Raw genomic sequence first — 24,580 nt, forward strand, 5'->3', positions numbered from 1 at the left:
CATGATCATGACTCAACTCAGCGGCAAGGTCGCATTGGTGACGGGCGCCTCGGCGGGACTGGGCGCCGCGGTCGCGCAACTGTTCGCAGAACGGGGTGCCACCGTGTTCGGTATCGCACGCGACGCCGAACGCATGGCGACGGCGTTCGAGACGGTGCCGGGCGGGCGCTTCGCGTCGGTGGACGTGACGTCCGCGGCGGCGTGTCGCGAGGCCGTCACGCAGTGCGTCGAGGCATTCGGATGTCTCGACGTGCTCGTGAATGTGGCGGGCTTTCACCAGATGCGGCACACGACCGAGGTGACCGACGACGACTGGGAGCGCGACCTCGCCGTGAACCTGCACGGCCCGTTCTACCTGTGCCGCGCGGCGCTGCCGCATCTTCTCGAGAGCGGCGGCAACATCGTCAACGTCTCGTCGATCGCAGGTGTGGAGGGCGAGGTGTACTCGGCCGGATACTGTGCCGCCAAGCACGGACTCGTCGGGCTGACCCGGGCGCTGGCCGTCGAGTACACCAAGGAGAAGGTGCGGGTGAACGCGGTGTGCCCGGGTGGTATGCCGACCGCGCAAACGACCGAGTTCTCCGCGCCCGAGAACGCCGACTGGGATCTGATCATGCGGATTGCCTCGCCGCGCGGATTCATGGACACCGTTGACGTCGCCAAGACCATCGCGTTCCTCGCCAGCGACGACGCCGCGGCGATCCACGGTGCGGTGTACCGCGTCGACAACGGTAAGGGAGCCGGCTAAGGCGATTTCGGTGCACTACCAGTCGGTGCGCGATCGGTAGTGCACCCAACTCGCACGGGCTAGAGCAGCTTGTGCTCGATCACGGTCGTCAGATGCGGCTTGCGCCAGCCGCCGGTGACCTTCTCGATCCGCACGCCCATCTCGCCGCCGGCGATCTCCAGGGTGCCGATCTGGTTGCGGAAGTGCGGGAGTGAGACGGGTCGCCAGCGCAGTCGCGGCTTGGGCACCTTCGTGGTTTTGACCAACGTCTTGCCGACGGCCTCGACGAACCCGGTGTGGCCGAGCCGCAGGATGACGCGTTCGACGGCAGAGGGTTCCTTGCGCAGCCCCGAACAGACGATCTGCCACACCTTGGTGCCCAGCCGGGTCGCCTCGTCGGGTATCTCCACCTCCGACACCCAGCAGTGGTGCACGTCGCCCCCGAACAGCACCATCGAGTCGGGTGCCGGTCCGCGCTTTCCGCTCGCCACGTCGATCGCGAGATCCTCGAAGCGGCGGTAGCTTTCCTGGAAGCACGCCCAGTGGTCGAGGTTGGCGGTGATGCGGACCTTCTCCCCCAGCCCGGTGAACCATCGCCCCCAGGCACCGTCGCCAACGGCCTCCGACCACGCTTCGATGTGGTGCATCCCGTAGGGCAACAGGATCGGCAGCGAGCTGGCAAACAGCAGGTGCTGATAGTTGCCGTCGGCGTTGGCGGTGATCCAGTCCCATTCCTCGTCAGTGGTGATGCGGCGCCGTCCCGGCGCGAGCTGGCGACCCGTGCGGGCGTCGACGACGATCAGCCGGGCCGAACCGAGATCGCGACACATGCTGAAATGCGATGCGCCGTCGTCCTTCTCGGCCATCTGCGCGAGTTCGCGAATCGGCTCGGCGCCCTGTCGGGTCTCGGTGACGCGCTGAAACGTCTGGTCCTTGGCCAGCTCGTCGGGCGACATGTTGCCGAGGTGCTGATAGATCCAGTAGGACATCAGCCCGCCGATGATCCGCGTCTGATACCAGTCGGTCTTGCGCTTCTCCTCGAGCCAGGCCTGCGAGGTGTTCCACTTGTCGTTGATCTCGTGGTCGTCGAACATCATCGACGTCGGAACGGTCGAAAGCATCCACCGCACGACCGGATCGCACCAGGCGTCCCAGTAGCCGATGCAGTACTCCTCGAAATCCTCGAGGACCTCGACCGGACCGTTGGCATGCACCTCGCGGTCGGCGACCAGATCCTTGATGGTGTCGTTCACCTGGTCGGCGTAGAGCTGGTCGCCCATCATCAGCATGGCGTCGGGCCAGAGCGCCGACGGCTGGCGCAGCATCCGCATCCCATAGGTGCGCAGCACGTCGATGCCTTTGCCCTTGGGGTGCCACCAATGCTGGTAGGTGTAAGGCGGATGGTGCGGGGCCGACGCCCGGCAGGAACCGAACAGCAGCCGCAGCGAGCCGTCGCGGGGCATCAACCGGATCCGGGGCGCAGGAAACTCGTAGTTCCTTGGCGGCCAAGCCTTCTCCCCGTCCAGGTGCACCTGGTACGGATGCTCCCGGTCGGGGTCGAGGTCCGTCACGCAGACGATCGCGAAGTGGTGGCCTTCGACCTCGAAGGTCTCGGCGCGGTGGCCGAGAACCTCGACCTCGCACGCCTTGTCCGTCTCGACCCAGATCGTCGCGTCGGTCTTGCCGACGTGGCGAAGCAGCGGACCCACGCGAACCTGGGGCATCGCCCCATCATGCACCTTTATTGACGGCGGTGTGACAGCAGTTACGCCTTTCCCGGCACGCCGGCGGGCCCTCAGTGTTCGGGCCGCCGACGTCCGAGGAAGAACGCCAGGCCGATGGCGCCGAACCCGAGGGTGCCGATCACACCGGCCGAGACCATCAGGAAGATGTCGCGTCCGGTGAGCCCGCCGGTCGACGATTCGTCCGACGCCAGCCGCAGCCGGTAGTCACCGGGCAGCGGGGCCTCGGCGGGTTCGCTCAGGCCCGGGAACTGCTGGGTCTTGCGGATCTCGAATTGACGTTCGCCGCTTGCGGTTTGGGTCCACTCGCCCCAGGCCGGGGTGGCGCCGTCGAGCAGCACCTTGCGTCCGCCGTAGACGCGGTCCTCACCGACGTCGACGATCTGGCGCACCCGGAACGGCTCGTAGCGAGCGTTCGAGTAGTTCACCAACACGGGCACGTTGTCGTAGCGCAGCACCGGCGGCGGAGGCGGCGGCAACGGCAGGCCGGCGCCCGGGAAGTAACCGCCGCCCAGGAACGTGCCGACAGCGATGTTGGACACCGTCTGCGCGACGTTGGCGGCCGCGACGACCGGGCTCAGCACCGCCGCGGTGAAGCTGTAGGCGGCGAATTGGGCCGCCTCGAGCACGAGCCGCGACAGCGGCGGGATGTAGGCGATGCGCGGGCGCATATCGTAGACGTAGACGATGCGCACCGGTGCCCGGAACGGGTTCATCAGCACGGGACGGTAGTAGTCGTCGTACTCGATCCACTCCGGTCGCCACTGGCGCACGTTGCTGATCAACTCGAAGTCGCGGTCACGCTTGGCCTCGAGCTCGACCTTGGCGCTGGTGCTGGCCTCGGCGCCGTTGAGGCCGAGGGTCATGTCGACAGACTGCTTGAACGCGGCCACGTCCTGTTGGGGTGCGGGCGCAGGCTCCGGCTCGAAGACCGGCTTCGCGGTCCGGGCGAGCTGCACGTCTTCGGCGGGAGCTTCGAGGGTCTCCGGCGCCAGAGTCTCGATCTCCTTCGAGGCGTTCTGGATCGACACGGTCGGGGTCTCGGACTCGTCACCGCTTTTCTCGGTGACCGAAGTCTCGGCCGCGGTTTTGTCCGCCATGTCGCTCGATGTCGGCGTCGCGGTGTCGGACGCCGGCGCGAGCGCCGCCGACGAGGCGGGCTTGGAGGGATCGGCCGATTCGCTGGTGTCCGGCTTGGTCGACGGAGCGGCAGCGGTGGTGTTCGGCGCGGCCGACCGCGCCGCGGTCGACGGCTCCGCAGTCGGGGTCGCCGGCTCTTCGGCAGCGGCGGACGGCTCGGCCGTCTGGACTGCGGTGCTGGTCTTCGGCGGGGCCACGGTCCGCGGCTCGGGCGCAACGGGCTCGGGCGCGGGCTCCGGCTCGGGAGCAACGGGCTGCGGCTCGGCGACCGCTTCCTGTGCCTGAGGTGCCTGCTGCTGTGGTGCCTGCTGCTGGGGAGCTTCCTGCTGGGGTGCTTGCGTCTGCGGCGCTTCCTGGGTGGCCGGGCCTTGCGGCTCCCGCGCGGAGGTCGGCCGCTCGGCGGGCGTCTCCGGCTCAGGAGCGCTGACCTTCGGTTCCGGCGCGACCGTCGTCACGACGTCGTCAGAACCCGGCTTCGCGACCGCGGGGGCGAGCCCGGCCGTCAGCGCGGTCAGCGAGATCACGGCTCCCGTCGCCAGAACCGCGATGCCGTACCTGCGGAAATGTTTGCGGAAATCATCCAGCGGAGCACCCATCGTGCCTCCACTCCCTTCTATGCCTGGTTTGGCGCGTAGACGCCGTGCGACACGATTCGTCGCCGAGACGGAAGCGAGCACCACCCCAAGCGCTCCCCCGACGCTTCGGCCTCACAGAATTCATCGCCCGGCCGACCCGGGCGTTACATATAGGTGCGCGCTAAAGCGAGGCCGCCTCAGCAGCTTGATGGTCTTGAGGTTCGGCAACCGCGGGTCACGGCCTGCGACGGCGAAGACCGCCGACCGCCAGCGCGATGCCGACCAGGGCGATGATCGGGCCGAGGATCGACCACGTGGTGGTGTTGCTCATCGGGCTGCCGCCGACAACGCCGAAGCCCTGAAGCGTGAACAGCAGACCGAACAACGCGACGATCACTCCGAGAAGGGCAATGGCGAACCGCATGCGTCCACCCTAGGCGAGTGCCCGCGGTCAGCGGCGCCGCGACAAATACTTCTGATACGTCTCGGCGGCGGCCGCCAGTTCGGGACGTGCGTCGAGAACGGGCTGCATCTTTTCGCGAGCCTGCTCGCGCTTGTAGGGCAGGAACTCCGTCGGAAAATCGCCCTCGTGCGGTTGATAGTCGCGCAGTACGCGGCGCGCGACGGTCGCCTTGTGCACCTCGTCGACGCCGTCGGCGATGCCCATCGTCGGGGCCGCGGCGTACATCGCCTGGATCGGGGTGAGGTCGGTGGTGCCGAGCGAGCCGAGGATGTGCAGCGCGTTGAACGAGACCTCGCGCAGCACCTTGGCCATTGTGAACTTCACCGCCGCGATCTCGGTGCGGGCCTCCTGCGTCGACGTGTTGTCGATCTTCCACGCCGTCTCGAGGACGAACAGGCGCAGCATCTTGATCATCGCGTAGGACTCGGCGATCTTCTCCTGCACCATCTGGTGTTCGGAGATGACCTTGCCGTGCGATTCGCGGCTGAGCGCGCGCTCGCACATCATGTCGAAGGCCAGGTTGCACTGCGCGATCGTGCGCATGGCGTGATGGATGCGTCCGCCGCCAAGGCGCCTCTGCGCCAACACCTTTGCGCCGTTCTCCGGGCCGAGCAGGTGGTCGAGCGGCACCCGGACGTCGCGGTACTTGATGTGGTTGTGGTTGCGCGGCTCGGGCATGATCTCCACGCCGGGCGTGTTACGCGGAACGACGAACATCCCGTTGGTGCACATCACGAACAGGATGTCGGCGACGCGGCCGGCCGAGGTGAACCACTTCTCGCCGTTGATCACCCATTCGTCGCCGTCACGCACGGCGTGGGTCTTGAACAGGTTGGGGTCGCTGCCGCCCTGCGGTTCGGTCATCGAGTAGGCCGAGAACATGTCCTGGTTGAGCAGCGGTTTGAGCCACCGCTCCTTTTGTTCCTCGGTGCCGTACGCGGCGAGCATCTCCATGTTGCCGGTGTCGGGCGCCGACGCACCGAACATGTGCGGGGCGCCGGGGTAGCGGCCTATGACCTCGTTGAGCAGGCCGAGCTTGAGCTGCCCGAAGCCCGGCCCGCCGAGCTCACGGTCGAGGAAGATCGCCCACAGGCCCTGGTCCTTGACCTCCTGCTGTAGTTCCCGGACGTAGGCCTTGACCGCCGGATCCGCGACGCGCACCGCATGCGGGAACACATGGTCGAGTGGTTCGACCTTCTCCTCGCAGAACTGCTTGACCCAGTCGAGCTTCTCCTGAAATTCCGGTTCGGTACTGAAATCCCACGCCATGCTCGCAGTCTGTCACCACGCCCGCGGCGCGATGCGGCATTCCCGGGCTCGGTAACGCCGTGGTCTCGATATGCATCCGATCCTGCGTTGCCCCGAGCCAGAACGGGTAGTCGGGCGCTAGGAAGGACGTGACATGACTACGCGTGCGCTCACAGCGCTTTCGATCGCAGCGGTCGGCCTGCTGATGGCCGCGCCCCAGGCTGCCGCCTCGCCCGATGACGACCTCTGCCGCAGCATCACCTCGGTGGGGTACACGGGCGACTGCACGACACTGAGCACCCTCGCCCGTGACGCGTGCACGCAGTTCGCGCGCGGCGCCGACTCGACCGCCGTGGCCGAGAAGCTCGACATCGCGACCAAGGACGAGACGCTGTCGAACTTCATCGTGGCCGGTGCGCGGCTGTACCTGTGCCCGGAGCCCACGAACACCTAAATCCGCTGACGGGGTTCGCGCAGGCTCGGCGGCGCTAGACTCCGACGGCAATGACTGACCGTCGCGACGCCGCCAGAATCATTGCCGCCGCAGGCACCGCGGTGATCTTGTTCGCGCCGGTGGGTTGCTCGAGCTCGGACAGTCCGCAAGCGTCCACCTCGACGACGGCCGCGCCGGCTCCCCCGTCGCCGACACCGGCGGCCGACGCACCCCGCCGCGAATTGGCCTCCGATCCGGTGCGTATCGCCGACGATCTCGTCGCCGACGAACGCGCGCTGCGTGACCCGTCGTCGGGCGAGGCGCTGAAGAACGCGGCGGCGCAGCGGCAGCAGGCGGCGTACCGCGCGATCGGACGACATCCGGAGTGGGACCCGACGGTGAGCCCCCGGATCCCGCAGGAGCTTGTGACGGCGTACGACCACAACGTCCACGCGCGCCGAGAGCTCGGTGTGATGAGCCGACCGAAGGACACGCTGCCCGCGTGGCGGATTGTCGCGCCCACTCCGGCGAACGAACTGATGGACTACTACCGCCAGGCCGAGGCCGAGTTCGGCGTCCCCTGGAACTACCTGGCGGCCATCAACCTCGTCGAGACCGCGTTCGGCCGCGTATCCGGGGTGAGCACCGCGGGTGCGCAGGGGCCGATGCAGTTCATGCCGTCGACGTTCGCCGCTTACGGCGCGGGCGGGGACATGCACTCGCCCCGCGACAGCATCATGGCGGCGGGACGATACCTGTCTGCCAACGGATTTACGCGTGACCCCGACTACGCGCTGTACCGGTACAACAACTCGAACAACTACGTGCGGGCGATCCACGACTACGCGGCGGTCATGGCCGCCGATCCCGCCGGCTTCGACGCGTATCACCGGTGGGACGTCTACTACCTGACGACGGCCGGCGATGTGTTGCTGCCGGTCGGATACACCGAGGAGACGCCGATACCGGTCGTGACTTACCCTGCGTCGAACGACAAACCGGTGCCGGATGTCCAGATCTCCGAGGAGAGCGAGCAGATCCTCGAGCGCATGTTGGCGGCCAGGAACGGGGCCGCCGGTTCTGGCCTGTCCGAGGTCGTCTCACGCGGTTTCCTCGGGACCCCTTACGGCGCAGACACTCTGATCGGGTCGGTGAGCGACCCGGAGCAGCTGGTCATCGAGTTGACTCGGGTCGACTGCTTCACGTTCGCGGATTACGTCGAGGCGCTGAAGCGGGCGGCTAACCGCGACGACTTCATCACCGCGCTGCGCGAGGTCCGCTACAGGGACGGCGTGGTAAATTTCCAGAATCGTAAGCACTTCTTCACCGACTGGGCCGCCGATGCGCCCGCGGTCGCGAACGACGTGACCGCGGATATGAGCCCGAATGCCGTTCGCGTACAGAAGAATCTGAACCAGAAGGACGGCGGCGGTGTGTACCTGCCGGGCTTGCCCGTGATTCCCCGGACGGTGTCCTACATTCCGAGCGAGCAGTTCGACGGTGACGTCGTGAGCCGACTGCGCACCGGCGACTACATCGGGGCGTATGCCGACGACGGCGGCCTCGACGTCACGCACGTCGGCATCTTCATCGACACGCCGGGTGGTCCGGTGGTACGCAACGCGTCGTCGCTCCCAGGCGACAACAAGGTCGTCGACACCCCGCTGTCCGACTATCTGCGGATCGTTCCCGGGGCGGTCGTGCTGCGGCCGGTTCGGTAATACTCGTCTCGGCCCGACACAGTTCGATTCTTTGCCACGACAACGTTCCGGCAACTGTGCGAAGCCACCGGAAGATCTTTCGTGAAACTGACTGCAGACTTGTTTGCGGGCGTTGAGTAGGTACGTCTTCCCGCGGGGTCTGTCCTGCCAAGGGGTGAGGCCAGAACAAGCAGCTAAGTCCGGGCGTGGTACCGCCACGATGGTCAAGGTTGTGACCGGGCACTCCGAGGAATCATTGAAACACGCTGCAGCGAACGGGTGGAACTACTTTCGCGCGACTCTTTGCGATGTCATCCAGGCCGACACTGATAGCCACAAACCCCTATTTACTCTCCAGGCGACGAAAGGTCGGTCACAATACGTATGCCACCGTCTCCCGAAGGGATGGGTCGTGGGGTCATCGAGAATGGCTATGAGTTGGCCAGATCGCCAACTATGGGCTGAGCGGGCTTTCACGATGCGGGCGACCATCCTCGGGTACGGCGAACGGTATCCGGCCGCCGGGATGGTGCTCGCCGTGCCGCTGACGATTGTCGGCTTGGCCGGGGTGATCATGCAGCCATACGTCTTCGTGCCGCTGCTGCTGCTCGGGGGCACCAGTCTGTTCATGTTCGAATACTGGGCGGATCAGCAGGCGTCGTCTCGCCAGGGTGCGCATGCGGCGGCTCGGCAAGGCGCGCACGCAGCCGCTCGGCCGGGCGCGCACGCGGCGGCTCGGCATAGCGCGCCCGTGGCGGCCGACACAGAGAGACGATACCGCCGCTCGCGCGATGACCGAGGACATACAAGCGTCAAGCCGGATCGGCCGCAGCTTGAGTCGGAAGCGCGCGCGCAGGCGGAGGCCGCCGAAGCCGAAGCACTGGCCGCCGAGACGCGGGCGCGGGCAGAAGCCACTGAAGCCCAAGCCCTGGCCGCTGAAGCCGAGGCGCTGGCCGCTGCAGCAGAAGCGTTGGCAGCCGAAGCGCGAGCACAGGCGAAAGCGGCCCAAGCCCAAGCGCTGGCCGCCGAACCCGAGGCGCTTGCCGCCGAGGCGCGAGCACAGGCGGCAGCAGCGGAGGCACAAGCCCTAGCCGCCGAGGTCAGGGCTTGGGCACGGGCGCGGGCGGAAGCCGCCGAAACCGAAGCTCGGGCAGCCGAGGCAAAAAAACACGCGAAGGCCGCCGAAGCCGAAGCCCGCGCCGCCGAGGTCTGGGCCCAAGCAGAAGCCGCCGAAGCCCAAGCGCGCGCCGCCGAGGCAAGAAAGGTTGCGGACGCGGCCGAAGCCCAAGCCCGCGCCGCCGAGGCGTGGGCGCAAACCGAAGCGGCCGAAGCCCAAGCGCGCGCCGCCGAGACCAAGGCATGGTCAAAGGCCCAAGCCGAAGCTGAGGAAACCGAAGCTTGCGCCGCCGAGGCAAGAAAACAAGCCGAAGCCGCCGAGGCCCATGCGCGCGCCGCCGAAGTGTGGGCGGGAGCAAAAGCCGCGGAGGCCCATGCCGTGGCCGTCGCGGCTCGGGAGCGGGCTACCCAGCTACGGCTTGAGGCGGAGGCCAAGATGAAAAAGTTTCCCCACGTGGGCTGAACTCATCACGGCCCGTCGAGACACGTTCGGGGTGCTCAACGGCTTGTGTAGCAGCGAAATCAATATTCCCGGTGCGGCCGGAAGCCGCACCGGTGGGCGGGCCGAATCGGAAGGAGTCGATGAAATGCGGGTTTGCGGTTCACCCTAGCGCGGTGCGCATCAACATCACGCTGTAGTTGGACCATAGAGATAACGTGAAGAACAGGTCGCGTCCCGTCGACCACGGATGGATGTACGGCGCATAGATGCCACCGGGAACGGCTGCCGACGTCACGATGGTGGTTGCCTTGCTCCATGGCCCTTCGGGTTTGTCCGCCGTGCGCATCACCACGTTGCTGACCGTGTCGGTGTAGAGCATGACGAACTTCTTCAAGTGCTCATTCCAGGCCACCGACATCTCACTGCCTGGAGCCCATACGACCTGGATGGCGAGGTATGGCTTGTTCTGAAGCCAACCGAAGGGTGTGTAGTACTCGTAGGACGCGAGGTCGGCCACCTTGTCCTCCGATACGCGTGCGAGGAATGGTGCCCCGCCGCGCCCGGGTGTGGTGCCGTATGCATAGACGTATCCGCCGGAACGCAGATAGGCGCCCATCTGGAAGTTCTGGTATCCCCACACGAATGGGGTGCCGGGCACCGAGTCGAACCAGGCCGGACGGATGCTGGATCGAGGCACAGTCCAATTCTCGCCGTTGTCTGTCGACACTGCGACAGCAGAGAAGTTCGTCGACCATTGCCCGGGCGCGCCCCAGCTGCTAACCGACATGAAATTGACGTACTGTGTTGTGCCAACTGAGATCCCAGCTGTAGGTATGATCGTGACCTCTGTGGCGGCCAGATTGAGGCTGGCCACCACCTGTCGGGAGAAGTTCGGCAGTGGACGCTTCGGATCGACGGGCGACCCGGCATGGATGTTGTTGAATTCCGCGTCGGGGATGTCCATCCCGTCGGCCAAATTGCGGTCTGCGCTGCGAAACAGTGCGTTTTTTCGCCACTCCTGTTCACGAACGTTACAGTCGCCGAAGGTGTCCCCGAAGGCGATCAGAACTTGGTTTTTGGATCCGGGTTGACCGTTGTCCCAGATGATCCCCAGGTCGGTCCCAGAGATCCCGAACCGGCTGGAGGAGTCGGTGTTCGGTCCAGTGACCCATCCGACGTTGGAAGCTGTCGATGCTTTCGGTGCGGGGGGAGGCAGTATTCTCGGTGCGACGCCATCAGCAGTGGTCCTGGAAGGGTCGGCGTTAGGACTCAACCGACCCTGGAGGATGGAGGGCATGCGCCCGATCGGTAGGTGCGGGATCGGCAGTTTGGGTAGGCGCGGTGCGGTCGAACTAGGAGCCGTGGAGCGGGTCGACGCGCTGGGAACCGAACAGGGTTCAGCGGCCGCCGGAACGACCACCGTCAGCGGAATGACGAGGGCAGTGGTCATGACAAGGACCGAGGTCGCGAGGGCTCGGACGCACGAGGCGGTGCGTGCCGGCGTATCCACCACGGCACTGTCATGCTTCGCCCGCAGGCCACGAGGATGCACGATGCGACGGTAGTGACCAGAGTGGTATGTGTGCCTACCGTGACAGGGATCGATAAGAGGCTGGAACCGTGTCGCGGCCAAACCGTTAGCTGACGGATTGGCTCACAACAACCTGGGCTATCAGTGCGCCTGCAATCGAATGTGCAGCAGGAGGTCCCGTGAAGCCGTTTGCGGTGATCGATGAGATCGACCTGGCCATCCCCACAACGCGGCGACGACAGCTGGTTCACCGTTGGCTATACGCCAGGTGGGCTCTAACTTTCCCGACGACGCAGGAGAAGGTTGCCGTCGACGTGAACATCGCAGCGCTGTCCGGCCCAGTGTTAGCCAATGCAGCCTGCGGCGGTCGTGGTCGGGCGAGGCTGTGTCAACAGATGTTCGATGCCGCGCCCGCGGCAGATCGCATCGAAACGCACCTCGGGTGTGTCGGAAAGCTTGCCAGGATCTGCTCTGTATCCCCGTAGCGGTCCAACGCCGCGCTCAGCGCATCACACAGGGCACGGGTACGTTCGCGGGCCATCAACCGTGCCGATACACACATTCGGGAGTGATCGTCAATCCCGGTGAACGCCTTGTCGGCGACCTGGGCATTCGGCTTAGCCGGTCGCGCCGAAACGGCTGCAAGACAGCAATTCCTGATGTTGCCAGAACGGTCGCAGTACGCCTCCGGTATGGCTACAAATCGCCCTCAGTCGCCGGTATCTCGCCGGTACAGGCGTGTTAGCTAGGTGCCTGCCGAGAAGTGCCGGCGCGACCACACATATGTCTCGCCGGTTGTCTGTCGTTTTGGCCTCGCGCCGATGACCGTGCCAATACCATCGCCGCTACGAGAGGTAGCAGCGCGCAAACCGGGGGACGGAGCAAACATGGTTCCAAAGGTGAAGGTCTCCCCCGATCTCGTTGGTGGAGACGTCGACGAGGGGTACGGAAAGGTCGCCGACGTTTTCCGGCAAAATATGACCAGCGGTCGGGAGGTCGGAGCTGCTGTCGCCGTCTACCGCGATGGCAAGAAAGTCGTCGACCCTTGGGGCGGCTACCGCAACGGCATCACCAAGGAACCGTGGCAGGAAGACACGATCGTCACCGTGTTTTCGGGCACGAAGGGCGTTTCAGCTCTGGTAGTTGCCATCGCCGCGTCACGGTGTCTGATCTTCTACGACGCAAAAGTGGCCGATTACTGGCCGGAGTTCGCGCAGGGCGGGAAAGACGCAATCACGGTGCGCCAATTGATGTCGCATCAGGCCGGGCTGCCTGCCATCCGCCCACCGCTAACACTGGAGGAGTTGGTTGACCCGTCAAAGATGTCGGCAAAGTTGGCATCTCAGGTCACTGCTTGGGAGCCGGGTACAAGGCACGGCTATCACGTCATTACGTTGGGCTGGTATGCGGGTGAAATCATCCGCCGGGCCGACCCTGCCGGGCGTTCACTGGGGCGTTTTTTCGCCGAGGAGATTGCCGAACCGCTGGGGTTGGATTTTTATATCGGGCTGCCGGACTCGGTTAACCGCGAGCGCGTGGCGTACTTGCATGCCTGGACTTTCGCGCAGATGCTGTTGCATCTAAGCAATTACCCGCCTCGTTTTCTGGTCGCCGTGGTGAATCCGTTCAGTTTGGAAGGGCGGTCGGTCACCCTGGCCAAGGGGCTCAACAGCCCTGGCGTCCTAAACCGTGATGAGTTCCGGGTTATGGAGATGCCCGCTAACAACGGCACCGGCACGGCCCGGTCGGTGGCCAAACTGTACGGCAGCGCCGCCACTGGCGGTTCGGAGATAGGTTTAACCGCGAGCGTCCTCGACGCACTAGCAGAGGTCCCGGCACCGCCCCCAGCGGGCTCGCGGGACGCGATACTCCATACCGACACGCTGTTCTCGCTCGGCTTTTCTAAGCCCTTTCCGGAGTTGGTATTCGGTTCATCGGACAAGGCTTTTGGGACGCCAGGAGCCGGAGGCTCGTTCGGATTCGCCGATCCAGAAACCGGTATCGGGTTCGCCTACGTGATGAACAAGATGGGCTTTCACCCCTGGAGCGACCCACGCGAACTCGCGCTTCGCAATGCACTGTTTCACGATGTCCTCGGTGCCAGGCCGCAAACTTGACCTGTTCAACTCCCCTAGTTCGCCAGCCGCCCAAATAGCGGCACCACGTTGCTCGCGGGCGCGGCAGGCTTCGCCGGGGCATACCTAGCCGACCTAACTGCCACAATTACCGTCTGACCAGGCGAAATACGGTGGGGCTGTTCAGAGTCGGTTGATCGTTGGCGTTTCTGTGTCGGTTGATCCTTGACACTCTTGTGTTGTGTCAGCCCTGACCGCTGCTGCGTAGGGCCCGCTTGTTTCGTACCTCGCCGTGACTGGTGGGGGGGGCGGTTTTGACCAGTTCATCACCGACCCAGAACCGCAGAAGGTTGCCGTCGACGTGGACATCGCAGCGTTGTCCGGCCCAGTGTTGGCCGATGCAAACCTGCTGCCATGACACGCAGACCACCCCGTTGGTGGTGACCCTGCGTGACACCCAATCTGAGCCCTGTCGTTGGTGCGCTCGAGCCGATTGCGAGGTCGACGGCGACGCTGCCGGCGCCCCGGCGGTGAAGCGCTGGGCAGGGGTGTCCATCTTGAGCGACTGGTGCGGTCGGTTGGTGTTGTAGTCCTCGACCCACTCATCCAACGCCTGCTGGGCTGTCTTCAACGACGTGAAAGGCTGAGCCGTGGATAGGAACTCGGCTCGCAGGCTTCGGTGGAAGCGTTCGATCTTGCCGGTAGTGGTCGGACTGCGAGGCTGGGTCAACAGATGCTCGATGCCGCGCTCTCGGCAGATCGCGTCGAAACGCACCTCGGTCGGGGGATGGTTGAACCGGCCGGTGAACACCTTGCCGTTGTCGGTCAGGATCTGCTCGGGATCCCCGTAACGGTCCAACGCCGCGCTCAGCGCGTCACACACAGCACGGGTCCGTTCACGGGCCATCAACCGCGCCGATACACACATTCGGGAGTGATCGTCGATCCCGGTCAACGCCTTAGCGCACGAGCCGTCGGCCAACGGAAAACCCCCGACAACATCCATCTGCCACAACTCCATCGGCGCCCCACGCTCCCAGCGTTTCCACTTGCGCGAGCGCCGATCCCGCAGATGGGGATCGATCATTTGGGCGCGCACCAAGGCGCGATAGACCGCCGACTCCGAGGGCACCGCAGTGATGTGGCGTCTGGTCAGTTCGAACACCAACCGCCGCGGCCCCCAATACGGGCGCGACCGGCGCAGCTCCAACACCGCTGCCTCCACCGCCGCGCTCATCTGGTGCGGACACGACGCCGGCCGATGCGACCGATCAACCAAGCCCTCCAGGCCCTCGGCCTCATAGCGGGCCAACCAGGTGTGCAGCGTCTGCCGCGACACCCCCACTTTCGAGGCGACCTGCGAAATCGACAACCCATCGCTGATCACCGCCAATACAGCCTGATACCGCTGCTCAGCCACGCTCAACTCCCTCATCCAGGGAGTGTCAAGGATCAACCGAAGTAACTGTCAACCATCAGCCGAAACACTGTCAGCCATCAGCCGAAGCCCAAATGTCAGCCATCAACCGCAGTAATACACGAAATACGGTGGGGCGGGCGGGGCTCGAACCCGCGACCAACGGATTATGAGTCCGCGGCTCTAACCGACTGAGCTACCGCCCCGGCGCGATGCGCGGCACCATGTTCCCACATCGCTTCTATCCGGTGGTCAGGCGATATCGGCGTACACCGGTTGCCCGTCGTCGCCGATCGAGTACCGCTCGGTGCCCGACGCCACCCGCGGCGTGTCGGCCCCCAGCGACACCGCGATCTTGTTGCACGCATTGCGCATGACGTCCAGGGTCAGCTCGAACGCCTGCTTCTCCGAGAAATGGCGCCGCACGCCCGCCGCGACCTCCGCGTCGATGTTCGCCGGAGACCAGATCATGGCGTCGACGTACCGGAGTGCCGCCTTCTGCGCGTCGCTCAGGCCCTCCGCCGAGTCGTACCGCTCGATCTGCCCGTATATCTCCTCCGACCCGCCCGAGTCCAGCGCGTCACCGTCGCGCAGCGACTTGCACAGCCGGCAGTTGTGCTGCGTCGCGCCCCGCAACCGCACGATCTCCGTCGTCACCGGATCGAGCCCCCGCAACCGCGCCACCGCCGGCGCGAACCCGCTCAGCAGCGCATCGACCGGATCGGACTGGTGATCCCACTCGACCGCCTTCACGTAGCCCGGCTTGCCCAGGCCCAGCGCCTCACACCCGGCCCACAACCGCGGCACGAAGTCGGCGATGAAAATTGCCACCACGGTCCGAAACGCGTTGTCGCCCAACGTCTCCAACAACCGCTTGCGCTGGTTCTCGCCGATACCCGAGACATCGGTCGCGAACTGCTCGGCGAACGCCGCCACCACCCGGTCACCTTCGGTGAATTCGTCGGCCAGATCGACCTCCACCGCCAGCGGCGGCAACGACAGCGCCCTGCCGCACGTCAACCGGATCAGCGTGTCCCGTTGGCTGTCACCCGACGACATCGCCACCAAACCCGCGATCCGATCGGCAAGCTCATCAGCGCCCACGCATCGATTATTGCGCTTGACTCACCGACGACATGTGGAAGTCGGGAATCCGCAGCGACGGCATCGCCGCGCGCGTCGCCCAATCCCCCCACTCGCGGGGCAACGTGACCTCGCTGACGCCCGCCTCTGCCGTCCGGCGTAACAGGTCCAGCGGGCTCTCGTTGAACCGGAAATTGTTGACTGCCGCCGTCACCTCGCCGTCCTCGATCAGGTACACGCCGTCGCGCGTGAGCCCGGTCAGCAGCAGCACCGTCGGATCGACTGCCCGGATGTACCACAGCGTGCTCAGCAACAGTCCCCGCTGGGTGCCGGCGATCATGTCCGCCAGATCGGACTCCCCGCCCGTCATCAGCAGGTTGTCGGCAGGCACCGCCGGGGTCGCGCCGAACTCTGCCGCCGCGGCACGCGAATACGCCAGGGAGTTGATCGAACCGTCGCGGATCCAGTCCACCCGGTCGATGTCCATGCCGTTGTCGAACACCGAAATCCGTTCCGACGATGTCGATGTCGCGACGAACGGAGTACAGGCCAGCCCCTCGGCGGACGGATCGGAGTACAGCGTCAGCGGAAGATCGGTGAGCCGCTCCCCCACCCGCGTGCCGCCACCCGGCGCGGAGAACGCCGTGCGTCTCTCCTGCGCGCCACGGCCGTCCATCGACCACGTCAGGAAGATCATCAGGTCGGCCACCGCCGACGGCGGCAGAATCGTCTCGTAGCGCCCGGCCGGCAGCTCCACCGTCTCACGGGCCCACCCCAGCCGCGTCGACAGCTCGTCGAGCATGGGATCGATTGGCACATCGCCGAAATCAACGGTGCTCACACCCACCCACGCACTCGCGCCGTCACGCTTGCCGTTGATCTCGACCGAACCCGTCGGCTGCGTGAACCGCCGCCGCAGCCCGCCCGAGGTCGCCACGAACGTCGTCTCCAAAATGTGCCGCGCATACCCGTACAGCCGATCGCTGCCCCGGAACCCCCGGGCGAGACCGTCGGTCACCGGCAGGAACACCTCCGCTCCCGTTTCCGGCACCGGGGCGTCCCAGTCCGGCGGGGCCTCACCGCCTGCCAACAGCGGCGCGCTGTCGCGTGCCTCGGGCGCTGAGCGCGCGGCCTGCTGCGACGCCGCGACGAGTCCCGCGATTGTCGATGGATCCACCTCGCTGGACCGCACCGAGCCGACGTGCGATTCGCTGCCCTTGCGCACCACCGAGATCACCGTCGTGTAGCGCGATCTCGACTCACCGTTGGTGGTCATCGAGTTGCCCGCCCACCGCAACGACGCGTCGGTCCGATCGGTCACCAACACGATCGTCTCGTCGGCCCCGCCTAACCGGGCCGCTTCCGCGAGCGCGGTCTCGACCACCTGCTGTGCGCCGATCATGACCGCCCCGCCTCGTCCCGGGTGTTGAGCACGTTCACCCCGCGGAACAACGCCGACGGGCACCCATGGCTCACCGCCGCCACTTGCCCCGGCTGCGCCTTCCCACAGTTGAACGCGCCGCCGAGCCGCCACGTCGCGGCCCCGCCCACGGCTTCCAGCGATCCCCAGAAGTCCGTCGTCGTCGCCTGATACGCCACATCGCGCACCTGGCCGTCGAGCTTGCCGTTGCGGATCCGGAAGAACCGCCGCCCCGTGAACTGGAAGTTGCAGCGCTGCATGTCGATCGACCAACTCTTGTCACCGACGATGTAGAGGCCGTCGTCCACGCGCGCGATCAGATCTTCGGTGCTCACGTCGTCGGCGCTCGGCTCCAGCGAGACGTTGGCCATCCGCTGGATCGGCACATGATGGGGCGAATCGGCGTAGGCGCACCCGTTGGACCGCTCCACTCCGAGTCGCGGTGCGAACACCCGGTCCAGCTGGTAGCCGACGAAGATGCCGTCGCGCACCAGGTCCCACTTCTGCGCCTGCACCCCCTCGTCATCGAAACCGACTGTTGCCAAGCCGTATTCAACGGTCCGATCGGCGGTCACGTTCATCACCGGCGACCCGTAGCGCATGGTGCCGAGCTTGTCGGGGGTGGCGAACGACGTACCCGCGTACGCCGCCTCGTAGCCGATGGCCCGGTCGTATTCGGTGGCGTGGCCGATCGACTCGTGAATGGTCAACCACAGGTTCGACGGGTCGATGACAAGGTCCGTGGCCCCCGCGGCGACGCTGGGGGCCTTGACCTTCTCGGACAGCCACGTCGGCAGCATCGCCAGTTCCTCGGTCCAGTTCCACACCTCGTCGCCGGCGACGTATTCCCAGCCCCGCGCGGTCGGCGGGGCCAGCGTCCGCATCGTCTCGAACGACCCCGCGGCGGCGTCGACGGCGACCGCCTCCAGCGACGGCTGCACCCGCACCCGCTGCTGGGTGATCGTCGATCCGAACGTGTCGGCGTAGAACGTCTGCTCCTTGGCGGTCTGCAGACCCGCCGAGACGTGGTCGACGCCGTCGGCGGCCAACAGCCGACCCGAATACTCGCCGAGCACGGCGAGCTTGTCGGGCGTGCCGACGGTGAACGGGTCGACCGCGTAGTCCGAAACCCAAGTGGCATCGGTGTACACGTATTCGGGCGCCAGCTCGATGCGCTCGGCGTTCAGCGCCGCCAGCGTCCTGGCCACCCGCACGGCGCGGCGTGCGGTCTCGGCGGCGACATCGGCGCTGAGCTCGGCGTGGGAGGCGAAGCCCCACGTTCCGTCGACGATCACGCGGACGGCCAGGCCGATCTCGCGGTCGACGACCGCGGTCTGCAGTTCACCGTCGCGCAGTTGCACGTACTCCGAGGTGACCGCGTGGATGCGAAGGTCGGCGTAGCTGGCGCCCGCGGACACCGCCGCCGACGTCGCCGCATCGGCCAGCTCGTAGCGCGGCAGGTCGAGGAAGTCGGCGTCGACTCGTCGGGTGGCTGTCACGTCCCCAACCGTAGTGGTGGCGCCGCCGGCCCGCTTTAATGAGTCGGATGGCACAGCGCCGCCGCACCGCCGCGACCGCGTACGCGCTCCTGGCCCCGAGCCTGTTCGGAGTCGTCGCGTTCATGCTGCTGCCGATGCTGGTGGTGCTCTGGCTGTCCCTGCACCGGTGGGACCTGCTGAGCCCGATGGAGTTTGTCGGCCTGCGCAATTGGCAGTCGGTGCTGACCGACCCGTCCTTCGGCACCTCACTGCTCGTCACGCTGCTGTTCGTCGCTTTGGTGGTGCCGACGCAGACCCTGTTGGGATTGGCCGCGGCAGCGCTGTTGTCCCGCGGACTCCCGGGCAGCGGGTTCTTCCGCACGCTGTACGTGCTGCCGTGGATCTGTGCGCCGCTGGCGATCGCGGTGCTGTGGCGCTGGATCCTGGCCCCCACCGACGGAGCGGTCAGCGCGATACTCGGCCGCCAGATCGGGTGGCTCACCGATCCGACGCTGGCGCTGCCCGTGGTGTCGGCAGTGGTCGTGTGGACCAACGTCGGATACGTGACGCTCTTCTTCCTCGCAGGCATCCTCAACATCCCCACCGACACCCACAACGCCGCGCGCACCGACGGCGCAACGACGTGGCAGCGGTTCCGCCACATCACCCTGCCGATGCTGCGACCGACGCTGTTCTTCGTCCTGGTCACCGGAATCATCAGCGCCGCTCAGGTTTTCGACACCGTCTACGCGTTGACCGGAGGGGGGCCGCAGAATCGGACCGACCTCGTGGCGCACCGCATCTACGCCGAGGCGTTCGGCACCGCGGCGGTCGGACGGGCAGCGGTGATGGCGGTGGTGTTGTTCGTGCTGCTGGTCGGTGTGACGATCGTCCAGCAGCTCTACTTCCGACGGCGGATCAGCTATGACCTCACCTAGCCGCCCCACGTCCGCTGCCGTCGTCTACCCCGTGCTGCTGGCGGGGGCGTTGGTCACGTTGGCACCGTTCATCCTCGGCCTTCTGACATCGCTGCGGGATCCGCGCACGTTCGACACCGAGTCGCCACTGTCGCTGCCCTTGCCGCCCACCCTGCAGAACTACGCGAACCTGACCGACGCCGGCTTCGGCCGGGCCGTCGTGGTGACCGCACTGATGACCGCGGTGATCCTGCTCGGTCAGCTGGCCTTCTCGGTGCTGGCAGCGTATGCGTTCGCGCGTCTGCAGTTTCCCGGCCGCGACGCGCTGTTCTGGGTCTACCTCGCGACGCTGATGGTGCCGGCGACCGTGACCGTCGTCCCGCTGTACCTGATGATGGCCGAGGCCGGGTTGCGGAACACGTTCTGGGCCTTGGTGTTGCCGTTCATGTTCGGTTCGCCGTATGCGATCTTCCTGCTGCGCGAGTACTTCCGCGGCATCCCGACGGACCTCATCAACGCCGCACGCATCGACGGCGCCAACACGTTGGACGTGATCGTGCACGTGGTGTTGCCGGCGAGCAGGCCGATCCTCGTGACGCTGGCTCTGATCACCGTTGTCTCGCAGTGGAACAGCTTCATGTGGCCGCTGGTGATCACCAGCGGGAGCCGGTGGCAGGTGCTGACGGTCGCGACGGCGGGCCTGCAGTCGCGCTACAACGCGCAGTGGCCGCTGGTGATGGCGGCGACGACGGTGGCGATCGTGCCTCTGCTGGTGTTGTTCGTCGCGTTGGGGCGCAACATCGTGCGCTCGATCGTCGTGACGGGGTTGAAGTGATTCTGCGGCCGAGATTTTCGACGCTGCTCGCGACCGGTGTGGCGGTGACAGGTGTGCTGTTGCTCGTCGCAGCCATGTTGCTCGGGCACCCGAGCGATTCCGGCGGGCACACCGTGGTGACCGTGCGGCTGTGGGACGAGCAGGTCGCCGAGTCCTACCGAAAGTCGTTCGCCGAGTTCAGTCGCGAGCATCCCGACATCGAGGTACGCGTCAACGTCGTCGCCTACTCCACGTATTTCGACACCTTGCGCACCGACGTCGCGGGCGGTGGCGCCGACGACATCTTCTGGATCAGCAACGCCTACTTCGCCGAATACGCCGACGGCGGCCGACTGATGGACATCGGTCAGCCGCAGCGGGTGTGGGAGCCGTCGGTGGTCGACCAGTTCACCCGCGAGGGCAAGCTCTGGGGTGTACCGCAATTGACCGACGCAGGCATCGCGCTGTACTACAACGCCGACCTGCTGGCGGCGGCCGGCGTCGACCCGAGCGAGTTGGCCGCGCTGCGGTGGTCACCGGACCCTGCCGTCGACACGCTGCGGCCGCTGCTGGCCCGCCTGACGCTCGACCGCGAGGGCCGCGCCGCCGACACCGTGGGCTTCGACGCGCGGCGGGTCCGGCAGTGGGGCTACAACGCCGCCAACGACTTGCAAGGCATATACCTCAACTACATCGGCTCGGCCGGCGGGGTGTTCTCCGTCGGCGACCGGTTCGCGTTCGACAACCCGCAGGCCGCCCAAGCGTTCAGCTATCTGGTGGGTCTGATCAACACCGACCACGTCGCCCCACCCGCGTCGGCGACCAACGACAACGGCGACTTCTCCCGCAACCAGTTCCTGCAGGGCAGGATGGCGCTGTTCCAGTCGGGCACGTACAACCTTGCGGCGGTGGCGGACGCGGCCCAATTTCGTTGGGGCGTCGCATTGCTGCCGGAGGGACCGGCGGGCCGGATCAGCGTGACGAACGGGATTGCCGCCGCGGGCAATTCGGCCACCGCGCACCCGGCTGCCGTGCGCGAGGTGCTGGCCTGGATGGGTAGCGCGCGCGGCAACGAGTACCTGGGCGCAGGCGGCGCGGCGATCCCCGCGGTGCTCGACGCGCAACGGGTCTACCACGATTACTGGCGTTCGCGCGGCGTGGACGTGAGCCCATTCTTCGATGTGCTCGACGGCCGGCGCATCGACGCTCCCGGCGGCGCCGGTTTCGCCGCGGGGTTCGACGCGCTCAAACCGCACTTCGACGAGATGTTCCTCGGCAGGCGCGATGTGCCGTCGACGCTCGCCGCGGCTCAGCAGGCCGCGAACGCCGCCGCGCAGCGGTGATCAACGGGTGACGGCGCTGGTGCCCGCGACCGTCAGCTCGAGCGCCAGAGCCACCCCGCACAGCGTCGCGACGATGAGGAACGCCCACCAGTCAATGGCTTTGGGGCCCGACGGTGCGGCCGAGATCTGGCCGGCCCCACCACGCGCGGTGATGGCATCACCCATCTCGTCGGCCCGCCGCAGTGCGACGGTGATCGCCGCGGCGAGCAGGTCGATAGCCTCCAGCCACCAACGGCGCCACCGTCCGCGGCGTCGGGTGTTCACCTGCTTCGGCCGAAGATTGCGCGCTGCGTAAAGCACACGGAACTCGTCGATCAGCATCGGAAACGCGCGCAGCGCCAGGGCCAACGCGACCGCCCAATCGTCGACCGGTATCCGCAACAACCGCAGCGGTCGACCCAGTTTCGCGACGGCCGGGGCGATTTCGGCGACGTTGGTCGTCCACGACACCATCGCCCCGAGCCCGAGCAGCACGATCGACAACGCGGTGATGCGGAGGAAGTTCAGCAGACCGCCCAACCCGACGTCGACCGAGCCGACCGAGATGATCGGGCTGCCACCGGCGAACGTGGCCGTCAACCCGCCGAGAAACAACAGCACCCACAGCCAGGGGGGCACCGACGGGAACACACCGCGCGGGATGTTGGCCAGCCGCGCCGAGACCAGCACCAGCACCGCGACGGCGCCGATCGGCACCCATCCCGGGTAGAACGTCATCAGCACGCCGATGGCCGCCACCAAAAGCAGCTTCGTACCCGCCCACAGCTGGTGCACGACGCTGTTTCCGGGCACGGGACGCAGCAGCACGACGCCCCGGCGCTGCCGCCGCTTCGCCGGCGCCGTCATGAAAGGCCTCCCGCAGCCGTCGGTGCGGGCACCAGCACGCCGCCTTCCAGATGCAATGTGCGCGGGCACAGTTCCTCCAGCCCGGCGAAGTCGTGGGAGATCACGACGACGGTGAGCCCGGCGTGACGGCGCAGGTCCACCAGCAGCCGCAGCAGTCCGCGCTGGCTCGTGGCGTCCAGGCCCGCGAGTGGTTCGTCGAGGATCAGGGCGCGGGGCGAGCGGGCCAGCAGTCCGGCGAGGACGACGCGACGCATCTGGCCGCCGCTGAGCTGGTCGATGCGCCGTTTGGCCAACGTCGCGTCGAGACCGACCGTCGACAGCGCCTCGTTGACCCGGGCGCGATCACGCGGGGAAAACCCTGCCGCCGAGGCGATCTCGAGGTCGACGCGACTACGCATCAGCTGCAACCGTGCCGCCTGGAACGAGATCGCCACCGCGCCAACCTGTTCGGATGCCGGTTTCCCGTCGAGCAGACAAGCGCCTGACGTCGGCTCGGTGAGCCCGGCCATGATCCAGGCCAGCGTCGACTTTCCCGACCCGTTCAGGCCGTGGATCAACAACCCGTCACCCTCGTGCACCGTGAAGCTGATGTCGCGCAGCGCCGTCGCCGCCCACGGTGTTCCGCTGCCGTACTCGTGGCTGACGTCGACGAGATCCAGCACCGGGGCCGCGTCGGTGCCCGGTTCGACGGTCGCGACCGGGGCGTCGGCGGACTCGACCATGTCGGTATTGTCGGCGGAGCCACCGTTGCCGGTCAGGTCGACGGTGCGATCAGCGGCGTCGGCCTCGTCGTTGTAGTGCGTGATGTGCACGAGCGACATCTGATGGTGCCGGGTCAGCCCGGACAGCACGGACATCAGTCCCTCGCGGCCCTCCTGGTCGACCATGCTGGTGACCTCGTCGGCGATCAGCAGCGACGGCTCACGTGCCAGCGCCGCCGCGACGGCCAGGCGCTGCAACTCGCCGCCGGACAACCCGCCGGTGTCGCGTTCGGCCAGGCCGTCGAGGCCCACCTCGGCCAGCAACTGGGCGACATCGGTGGCCTTGCCGGGCGGGAGCCCCCACACCACGTCGTCGGCGACACGAGTACCGAGCACCTGACTCTCGGGGTGCTGCATGACGACCGCGGTGCCGCCGATGCGGCCCAACCCGACGGCGCCCGGCCGTTCGATGGTGCCCGCCGTCGGCTCCCGGCCCGCCAGCATCAGCATCAGCGTCGTCTTGCCCGACCCGTTGGCGCCCGTCACCGCGAGGTGCTCGCCCGGTTCGACGCGCAGCGACACCGGACCGAGGGCGTCGTGGTCGGTGTTCGGGTAGCGGAACCGGACGTCGAGCAGCCGCGCCGGCACCGGGGCGATGGCGCCGACGTCTTTCGAGGACTCCAGTTTGTGGACATCGGGGATGCCGGCAAGGCGCTCCATCACCCGCGACAGGGCCCACCATCCGACGAGGCTGACGAAGGTGATCGACATCACCCCGGCGCCGAAGAACAACAACGGCCAGTAGTCCAGCGCCGTCGCGAAGTCGCGCTTCAGACGGTCGGCCGCGCCCTCCATGTCGGGGATGCGGGCGATCACCGCGGCCAGCCCGTTGATGTTGGCCGTGACGGATTCGAAGATCAGGTGGCGCAGGCGCGACAGGATGGACAGCGCCACCACTGCGGCCACGCCGAACACCGCACCGGCGACCAACGCCGCGAACAGCACCGTCGGGGTGCCACGCCCGCGGCGTTTGACGATGCCGGTCAATCCGCCGATGTAAGCGCAGTTCATAACGGTCATGAAGCCGCCCATACCGGCAATCAGGAAGGCGATGATGCCACCTGCGACAGTCGCGGTGAGCAGCACACGCACCCGGTAGCGATAAGCCAGCAGACCCATCGGCACGGTGCCAAGCAGCGCCAGGCCGGCCGCGAACGGAACGACCACGGCAAAGATCGCGATGGCCGCGCACAGCGCCGCAATGACGGAGGCCTGCGCGAGTTCGACGGGACGTAGAGGGCCGGTATGGCGAGTTCGGCCCCCGGTCGCGGTCATTGCACGATTCTGCCAGCCGCGACGGGCCGCCCCC

The 24,580-nt window shown here is 66.7% G+C and carries 18 protein-coding genes, 1 tRNA gene and 3 pseudogenes; 9 read left to right on the forward strand and 13 right to left on the reverse strand.

Annotation, left to right across the window (positions count from 1 at the left end; genetic code table 11):
- Positions 1 to 7 precede the first annotated feature (7 nt).
- Positions 8 to 748 (forward strand): SDR family NAD(P)-dependent oxidoreductase, encoded by a 741-nt coding sequence (locus A5650_RS23775; RefSeq protein WP_067297976.1) that lies wholly within the window; start codon positions 8 to 10, stop codon positions 746 to 748.
- Between the two features lie 59 nt (positions 749 to 807).
- On the opposite strand, the gene A5650_RS23780 is transcribed toward A5650_RS23775, so the two are convergent.
- The 4 genes from A5650_RS23780 to A5650_RS23795 all read right to left on the reverse strand — a co-directional run bounded on the left by A5650_RS23780 (position 808) and on the right by A5650_RS23795 (position 5,916).
- Positions 808 to 2,451 carry a DUF7800 domain-containing protein gene (locus A5650_RS23780; RefSeq protein WP_067297789.1) on the reverse strand — a complete coding sequence of 548 codons (1,644 nt, stop codon included), beginning with the start codon at positions 2,449 to 2,451 and terminating at the stop codon, positions 808 to 810.
- A 71-nt stretch (positions 2,452 to 2,522) separates the two neighbouring features.
- Positions 2,523 to 4,205 carry a hypothetical protein gene (locus A5650_RS23785; RefSeq protein WP_067297793.1) on the reverse strand — a complete coding sequence of 561 codons (1,683 nt, stop codon included), beginning with the start codon at positions 4,203 to 4,205 and terminating at the stop codon, positions 2,523 to 2,525.
- A 214-nt stretch (positions 4,206 to 4,419) separates the two neighbouring features.
- Positions 4,420 to 4,608, reverse strand: a complete 189-nt coding sequence (locus A5650_RS23790; RefSeq protein ID WP_067297796.1) for a hypothetical protein — start codon at positions 4,606 to 4,608, stop codon at positions 4,420 to 4,422.
- A 27-nt stretch (positions 4,609 to 4,635) separates the two neighbouring features.
- Positions 4,636 to 5,916 (reverse strand): acyl-CoA dehydrogenase family protein, encoded by a 1,281-nt coding sequence (locus A5650_RS23795; RefSeq protein WP_067297797.1) that lies wholly within the window; start codon positions 5,914 to 5,916, stop codon positions 4,636 to 4,638.
- Positions 5,917 to 6,049: 133 nt separating this feature from the next.
- On the opposite strand from A5650_RS23795, the gene A5650_RS23800 reads away from it, so the two are divergent.
- The 4 genes and pseudogenes from A5650_RS23800 to A5650_RS23810 all read left to right on the forward strand — a co-directional run bounded on the left by A5650_RS23800 (position 6,050) and on the right by A5650_RS23810 (position 9,607).
- Entirely contained in the window at positions 6,050 to 6,349 is a 300-nt protein-coding gene (locus A5650_RS23800; RefSeq protein ID WP_067297800.1) for a DUF732 domain-containing protein, read from the forward strand.
- A gap of 50 nt (positions 6,350 to 6,399) precedes the next feature.
- Positions 6,400 to 7,320, forward strand: a pseudogene (locus A5650_RS27455) (lytic transglycosylase domain-containing protein); the annotation flags it as partial.
- A gap of 117 nt (positions 7,321 to 7,437) precedes the next feature.
- Positions 7,438 to 8,049 (forward strand): annotated as a pseudogene (locus A5650_RS27460) (DUF1460 domain-containing protein); the annotation flags it as partial.
- A gap of 457 nt (positions 8,050 to 8,506) precedes the next feature.
- Positions 8,507 to 9,607 carry a hypothetical protein gene (locus A5650_RS23810; RefSeq protein ID WP_156744312.1) on the forward strand — a complete coding sequence of 367 codons (1,101 nt, stop codon included), beginning with the start codon at positions 8,507 to 8,509 and terminating at the stop codon, positions 9,605 to 9,607.
- A 139-nt stretch (positions 9,608 to 9,746) separates the two neighbouring features.
- On the opposite strand, the gene A5650_RS23815 is transcribed toward A5650_RS23810, so the two are convergent.
- On the reverse strand, positions 9,747 to 11,036 hold the full coding sequence (locus tag A5650_RS23815) for a glycoside hydrolase family 183 protein (protein ID WP_082950916.1): 1,290 nt from the start codon (positions 11,034 to 11,036) through the stop codon (positions 9,747 to 9,749).
- A gap of 446 nt (positions 11,037 to 11,482) precedes the next feature.
- Positions 11,483 to 11,712, reverse strand: a pseudogene (locus A5650_RS27010) (IS481 family transposase); the annotation flags it as partial.
- Between the two features lie 292 nt (positions 11,713 to 12,004).
- On the opposite strand from A5650_RS27010, the gene A5650_RS23825 reads away from it, so the two are divergent.
- Positions 12,005 to 13,234 carry a serine hydrolase domain-containing protein gene (locus tag A5650_RS23825; RefSeq protein WP_067297809.1) on the forward strand — a complete coding sequence of 410 codons (1,230 nt, stop codon included), beginning with the start codon at positions 12,005 to 12,007 and terminating at the stop codon, positions 13,232 to 13,234.
- Between the two features lie 202 nt (positions 13,235 to 13,436).
- On the opposite strand, the gene A5650_RS23830 is transcribed toward A5650_RS23825, so the two are convergent.
- The 5 genes from A5650_RS23830 to A5650_RS23850 all read right to left on the reverse strand — a co-directional run bounded on the left by A5650_RS23830 (position 13,437) and on the right by A5650_RS23850 (position 18,611).
- Complete coding sequence (locus A5650_RS23830; RefSeq protein WP_067297811.1) at positions 13,437 to 14,627, reverse strand: IS481 family transposase; 1,191 nt, start codon at positions 14,625 to 14,627, stop codon at positions 13,437 to 13,439.
- A 114-nt stretch (positions 14,628 to 14,741) separates the two neighbouring features.
- Positions 14,742 to 14,815, reverse strand: a tRNA-Ile gene (locus A5650_RS23835).
- Positions 14,816 to 14,861: 46 nt separating this feature from the next.
- A complete protein-coding gene (locus A5650_RS23840) occupies positions 14,862 to 15,668 on the reverse strand; it encodes a carboxymuconolactone decarboxylase family protein (RefSeq protein WP_067297983.1) in 807 nt (268 codons plus the stop codon).
- Between the two features lie 52 nt (positions 15,669 to 15,720).
- Positions 15,721 to 17,094 carry a metallopeptidase TldD-related protein gene (locus A5650_RS23845; RefSeq protein ID WP_067297814.1) on the reverse strand — a complete coding sequence of 458 codons (1,374 nt, stop codon included), beginning with the start codon at positions 17,092 to 17,094 and terminating at the stop codon, positions 15,721 to 15,723.
- On the reverse strand, positions 17,091 to 18,611 hold the full coding sequence (locus A5650_RS23850) for a TldD/PmbA family protein (protein WP_067297817.1): 1,521 nt from the start codon (positions 18,609 to 18,611) through the stop codon (positions 17,091 to 17,093). Before A5650_RS23850 ends, A5650_RS23845 begins: the two co-directional genes overlap by 4 nt.
- A gap of 38 nt (positions 18,612 to 18,649) precedes the next feature.
- On the opposite strand from A5650_RS23850, the gene A5650_RS23855 reads away from it, so the two are divergent.
- Genes A5650_RS23855 through A5650_RS23865 form a run of 3 tightly spaced genes read left to right on the forward strand, consistent with a single transcriptional unit; the run spans position 18,650 to position 21,664 of the window.
- Positions 18,650 to 19,528 carry a carbohydrate ABC transporter permease gene (locus tag A5650_RS23855; protein WP_156744314.1) on the forward strand — a complete coding sequence of 293 codons (879 nt, stop codon included), beginning with the start codon at positions 18,650 to 18,652 and terminating at the stop codon, positions 19,526 to 19,528.
- Positions 19,515 to 20,342 carry a carbohydrate ABC transporter permease gene (locus A5650_RS23860; RefSeq protein WP_067297822.1) on the forward strand — a complete coding sequence of 276 codons (828 nt, stop codon included), beginning with the start codon at positions 19,515 to 19,517 and terminating at the stop codon, positions 20,340 to 20,342. Before A5650_RS23855 ends, A5650_RS23860 begins: the two co-directional genes overlap by 14 nt.
- Positions 20,342 to 21,664, forward strand: a complete 1,323-nt coding sequence (locus A5650_RS23865; protein ID WP_067297987.1) for an ABC transporter substrate-binding protein — start codon at positions 20,342 to 20,344, stop codon at positions 21,662 to 21,664. Before A5650_RS23860 ends, A5650_RS23865 begins: the two co-directional genes overlap by 1 nt.
- Here the strand turns inward: A5650_RS23865 and A5650_RS23870 are convergent, their stop codons facing one another.
- Positions 21,665 to 22,510, reverse strand: coding sequence for a CbiQ family ECF transporter T component (locus tag A5650_RS23870; protein WP_067297829.1), 846 nt, complete (start codon positions 22,508 to 22,510; stop codon positions 21,665 to 21,667).
- Positions 22,507 to 24,546, reverse strand: coding sequence for an ABC transporter ATP-binding protein (locus A5650_RS23875; RefSeq protein ID WP_067297831.1), 2,040 nt, complete (start codon positions 24,544 to 24,546; stop codon positions 22,507 to 22,509). The genes A5650_RS23870 and A5650_RS23875 overlap by 4 nt, the downstream gene beginning before the upstream one ends.
- Positions 24,547 to 24,580: the final 34 nt, after the last annotated feature.

Source organism: Mycobacterium sp. 1164985.4, from assembly GCF_001668575.1.
Classification (GTDB): domain Bacteria; phylum Actinomycetota; class Actinomycetes; order Mycobacteriales; family Mycobacteriaceae; genus Mycobacterium.

Coding starts and splice junctions, on each gene's coding strand:
- A5650_RS23775 (WP_067297976.1), top strand. CDS start 8: ATGACTCAACTCAGCGGCAAGGTCGCATTGGTGACGGGCGCCTCGGCG.
- A5650_RS23875 (WP_067297831.1), bottom strand. CDS start 24,546: ATGACCGCGACCGGGGGCCGAACTCGCCATACCGGCCCTCTACGTCCC.
- A5650_RS23795 (WP_067297797.1), bottom strand. CDS start 5,916: ATGGCGTGGGATTTCAGTACCGAACCGGAATTTCAGGAGAAGCTCGAC.
- A5650_RS23845 (WP_067297814.1), bottom strand. CDS start 17,094: ATGATCGGCGCACAGCAGGTGGTCGAGACCGCGCTCGCGGAAGCGGCC.
- A5650_RS23860 (WP_067297822.1), top strand. CDS start 19,515: ATGACCTCACCTAGCCGCCCCACGTCCGCTGCCGTCGTCTACCCCGTG.
- A5650_RS23815 (WP_082950916.1), bottom strand. CDS start 11,036: ATGACCACTGCCCTCGTCATTCCGCTGACGGTGGTCGTTCCGGCGGCC.
- A5650_RS23830 (WP_067297811.1), bottom strand. CDS start 14,627: ATGAGGGAGTTGAGCGTGGCTGAGCAGCGGTATCAGGCTGTATTGGCG.
- A5650_RS23790 (WP_067297796.1), bottom strand. CDS start 4,608: ATGCGGTTCGCCATTGCCCTTCTCGGAGTGATCGTCGCGTTGTTCGGT.
- A5650_RS23840 (WP_067297983.1), bottom strand. CDS start 15,668: ATGTCGTCGGGTGACAGCCAACGGGACACGCTGATCCGGTTGACGTGC.
- A5650_RS23810 (WP_156744312.1), top strand. CDS start 8,507: ATGCGGGCGACCATCCTCGGGTACGGCGAACGGTATCCGGCCGCCGGG.
- A5650_RS23780 (WP_067297789.1), bottom strand. CDS start 2,451: ATGCCCCAGGTTCGCGTGGGTCCGCTGCTTCGCCACGTCGGCAAGACC.
- A5650_RS23870 (WP_067297829.1), bottom strand. CDS start 22,510: ATGACGGCGCCGGCGAAGCGGCGGCAGCGCCGGGGCGTCGTGCTGCTG.
- A5650_RS23855 (WP_156744314.1), top strand. CDS start 18,650: ATGAGTCGGATGGCACAGCGCCGCCGCACCGCCGCGACCGCGTACGCG.
- A5650_RS23825 (WP_067297809.1), top strand. CDS start 12,005: ATGGTTCCAAAGGTGAAGGTCTCCCCCGATCTCGTTGGTGGAGACGTC.
- A5650_RS23800 (WP_067297800.1), top strand. CDS start 6,050: ATGACTACGCGTGCGCTCACAGCGCTTTCGATCGCAGCGGTCGGCCTG.
- A5650_RS23785 (WP_067297793.1), bottom strand. CDS start 4,205: ATGGGTGCTCCGCTGGATGATTTCCGCAAACATTTCCGCAGGTACGGC.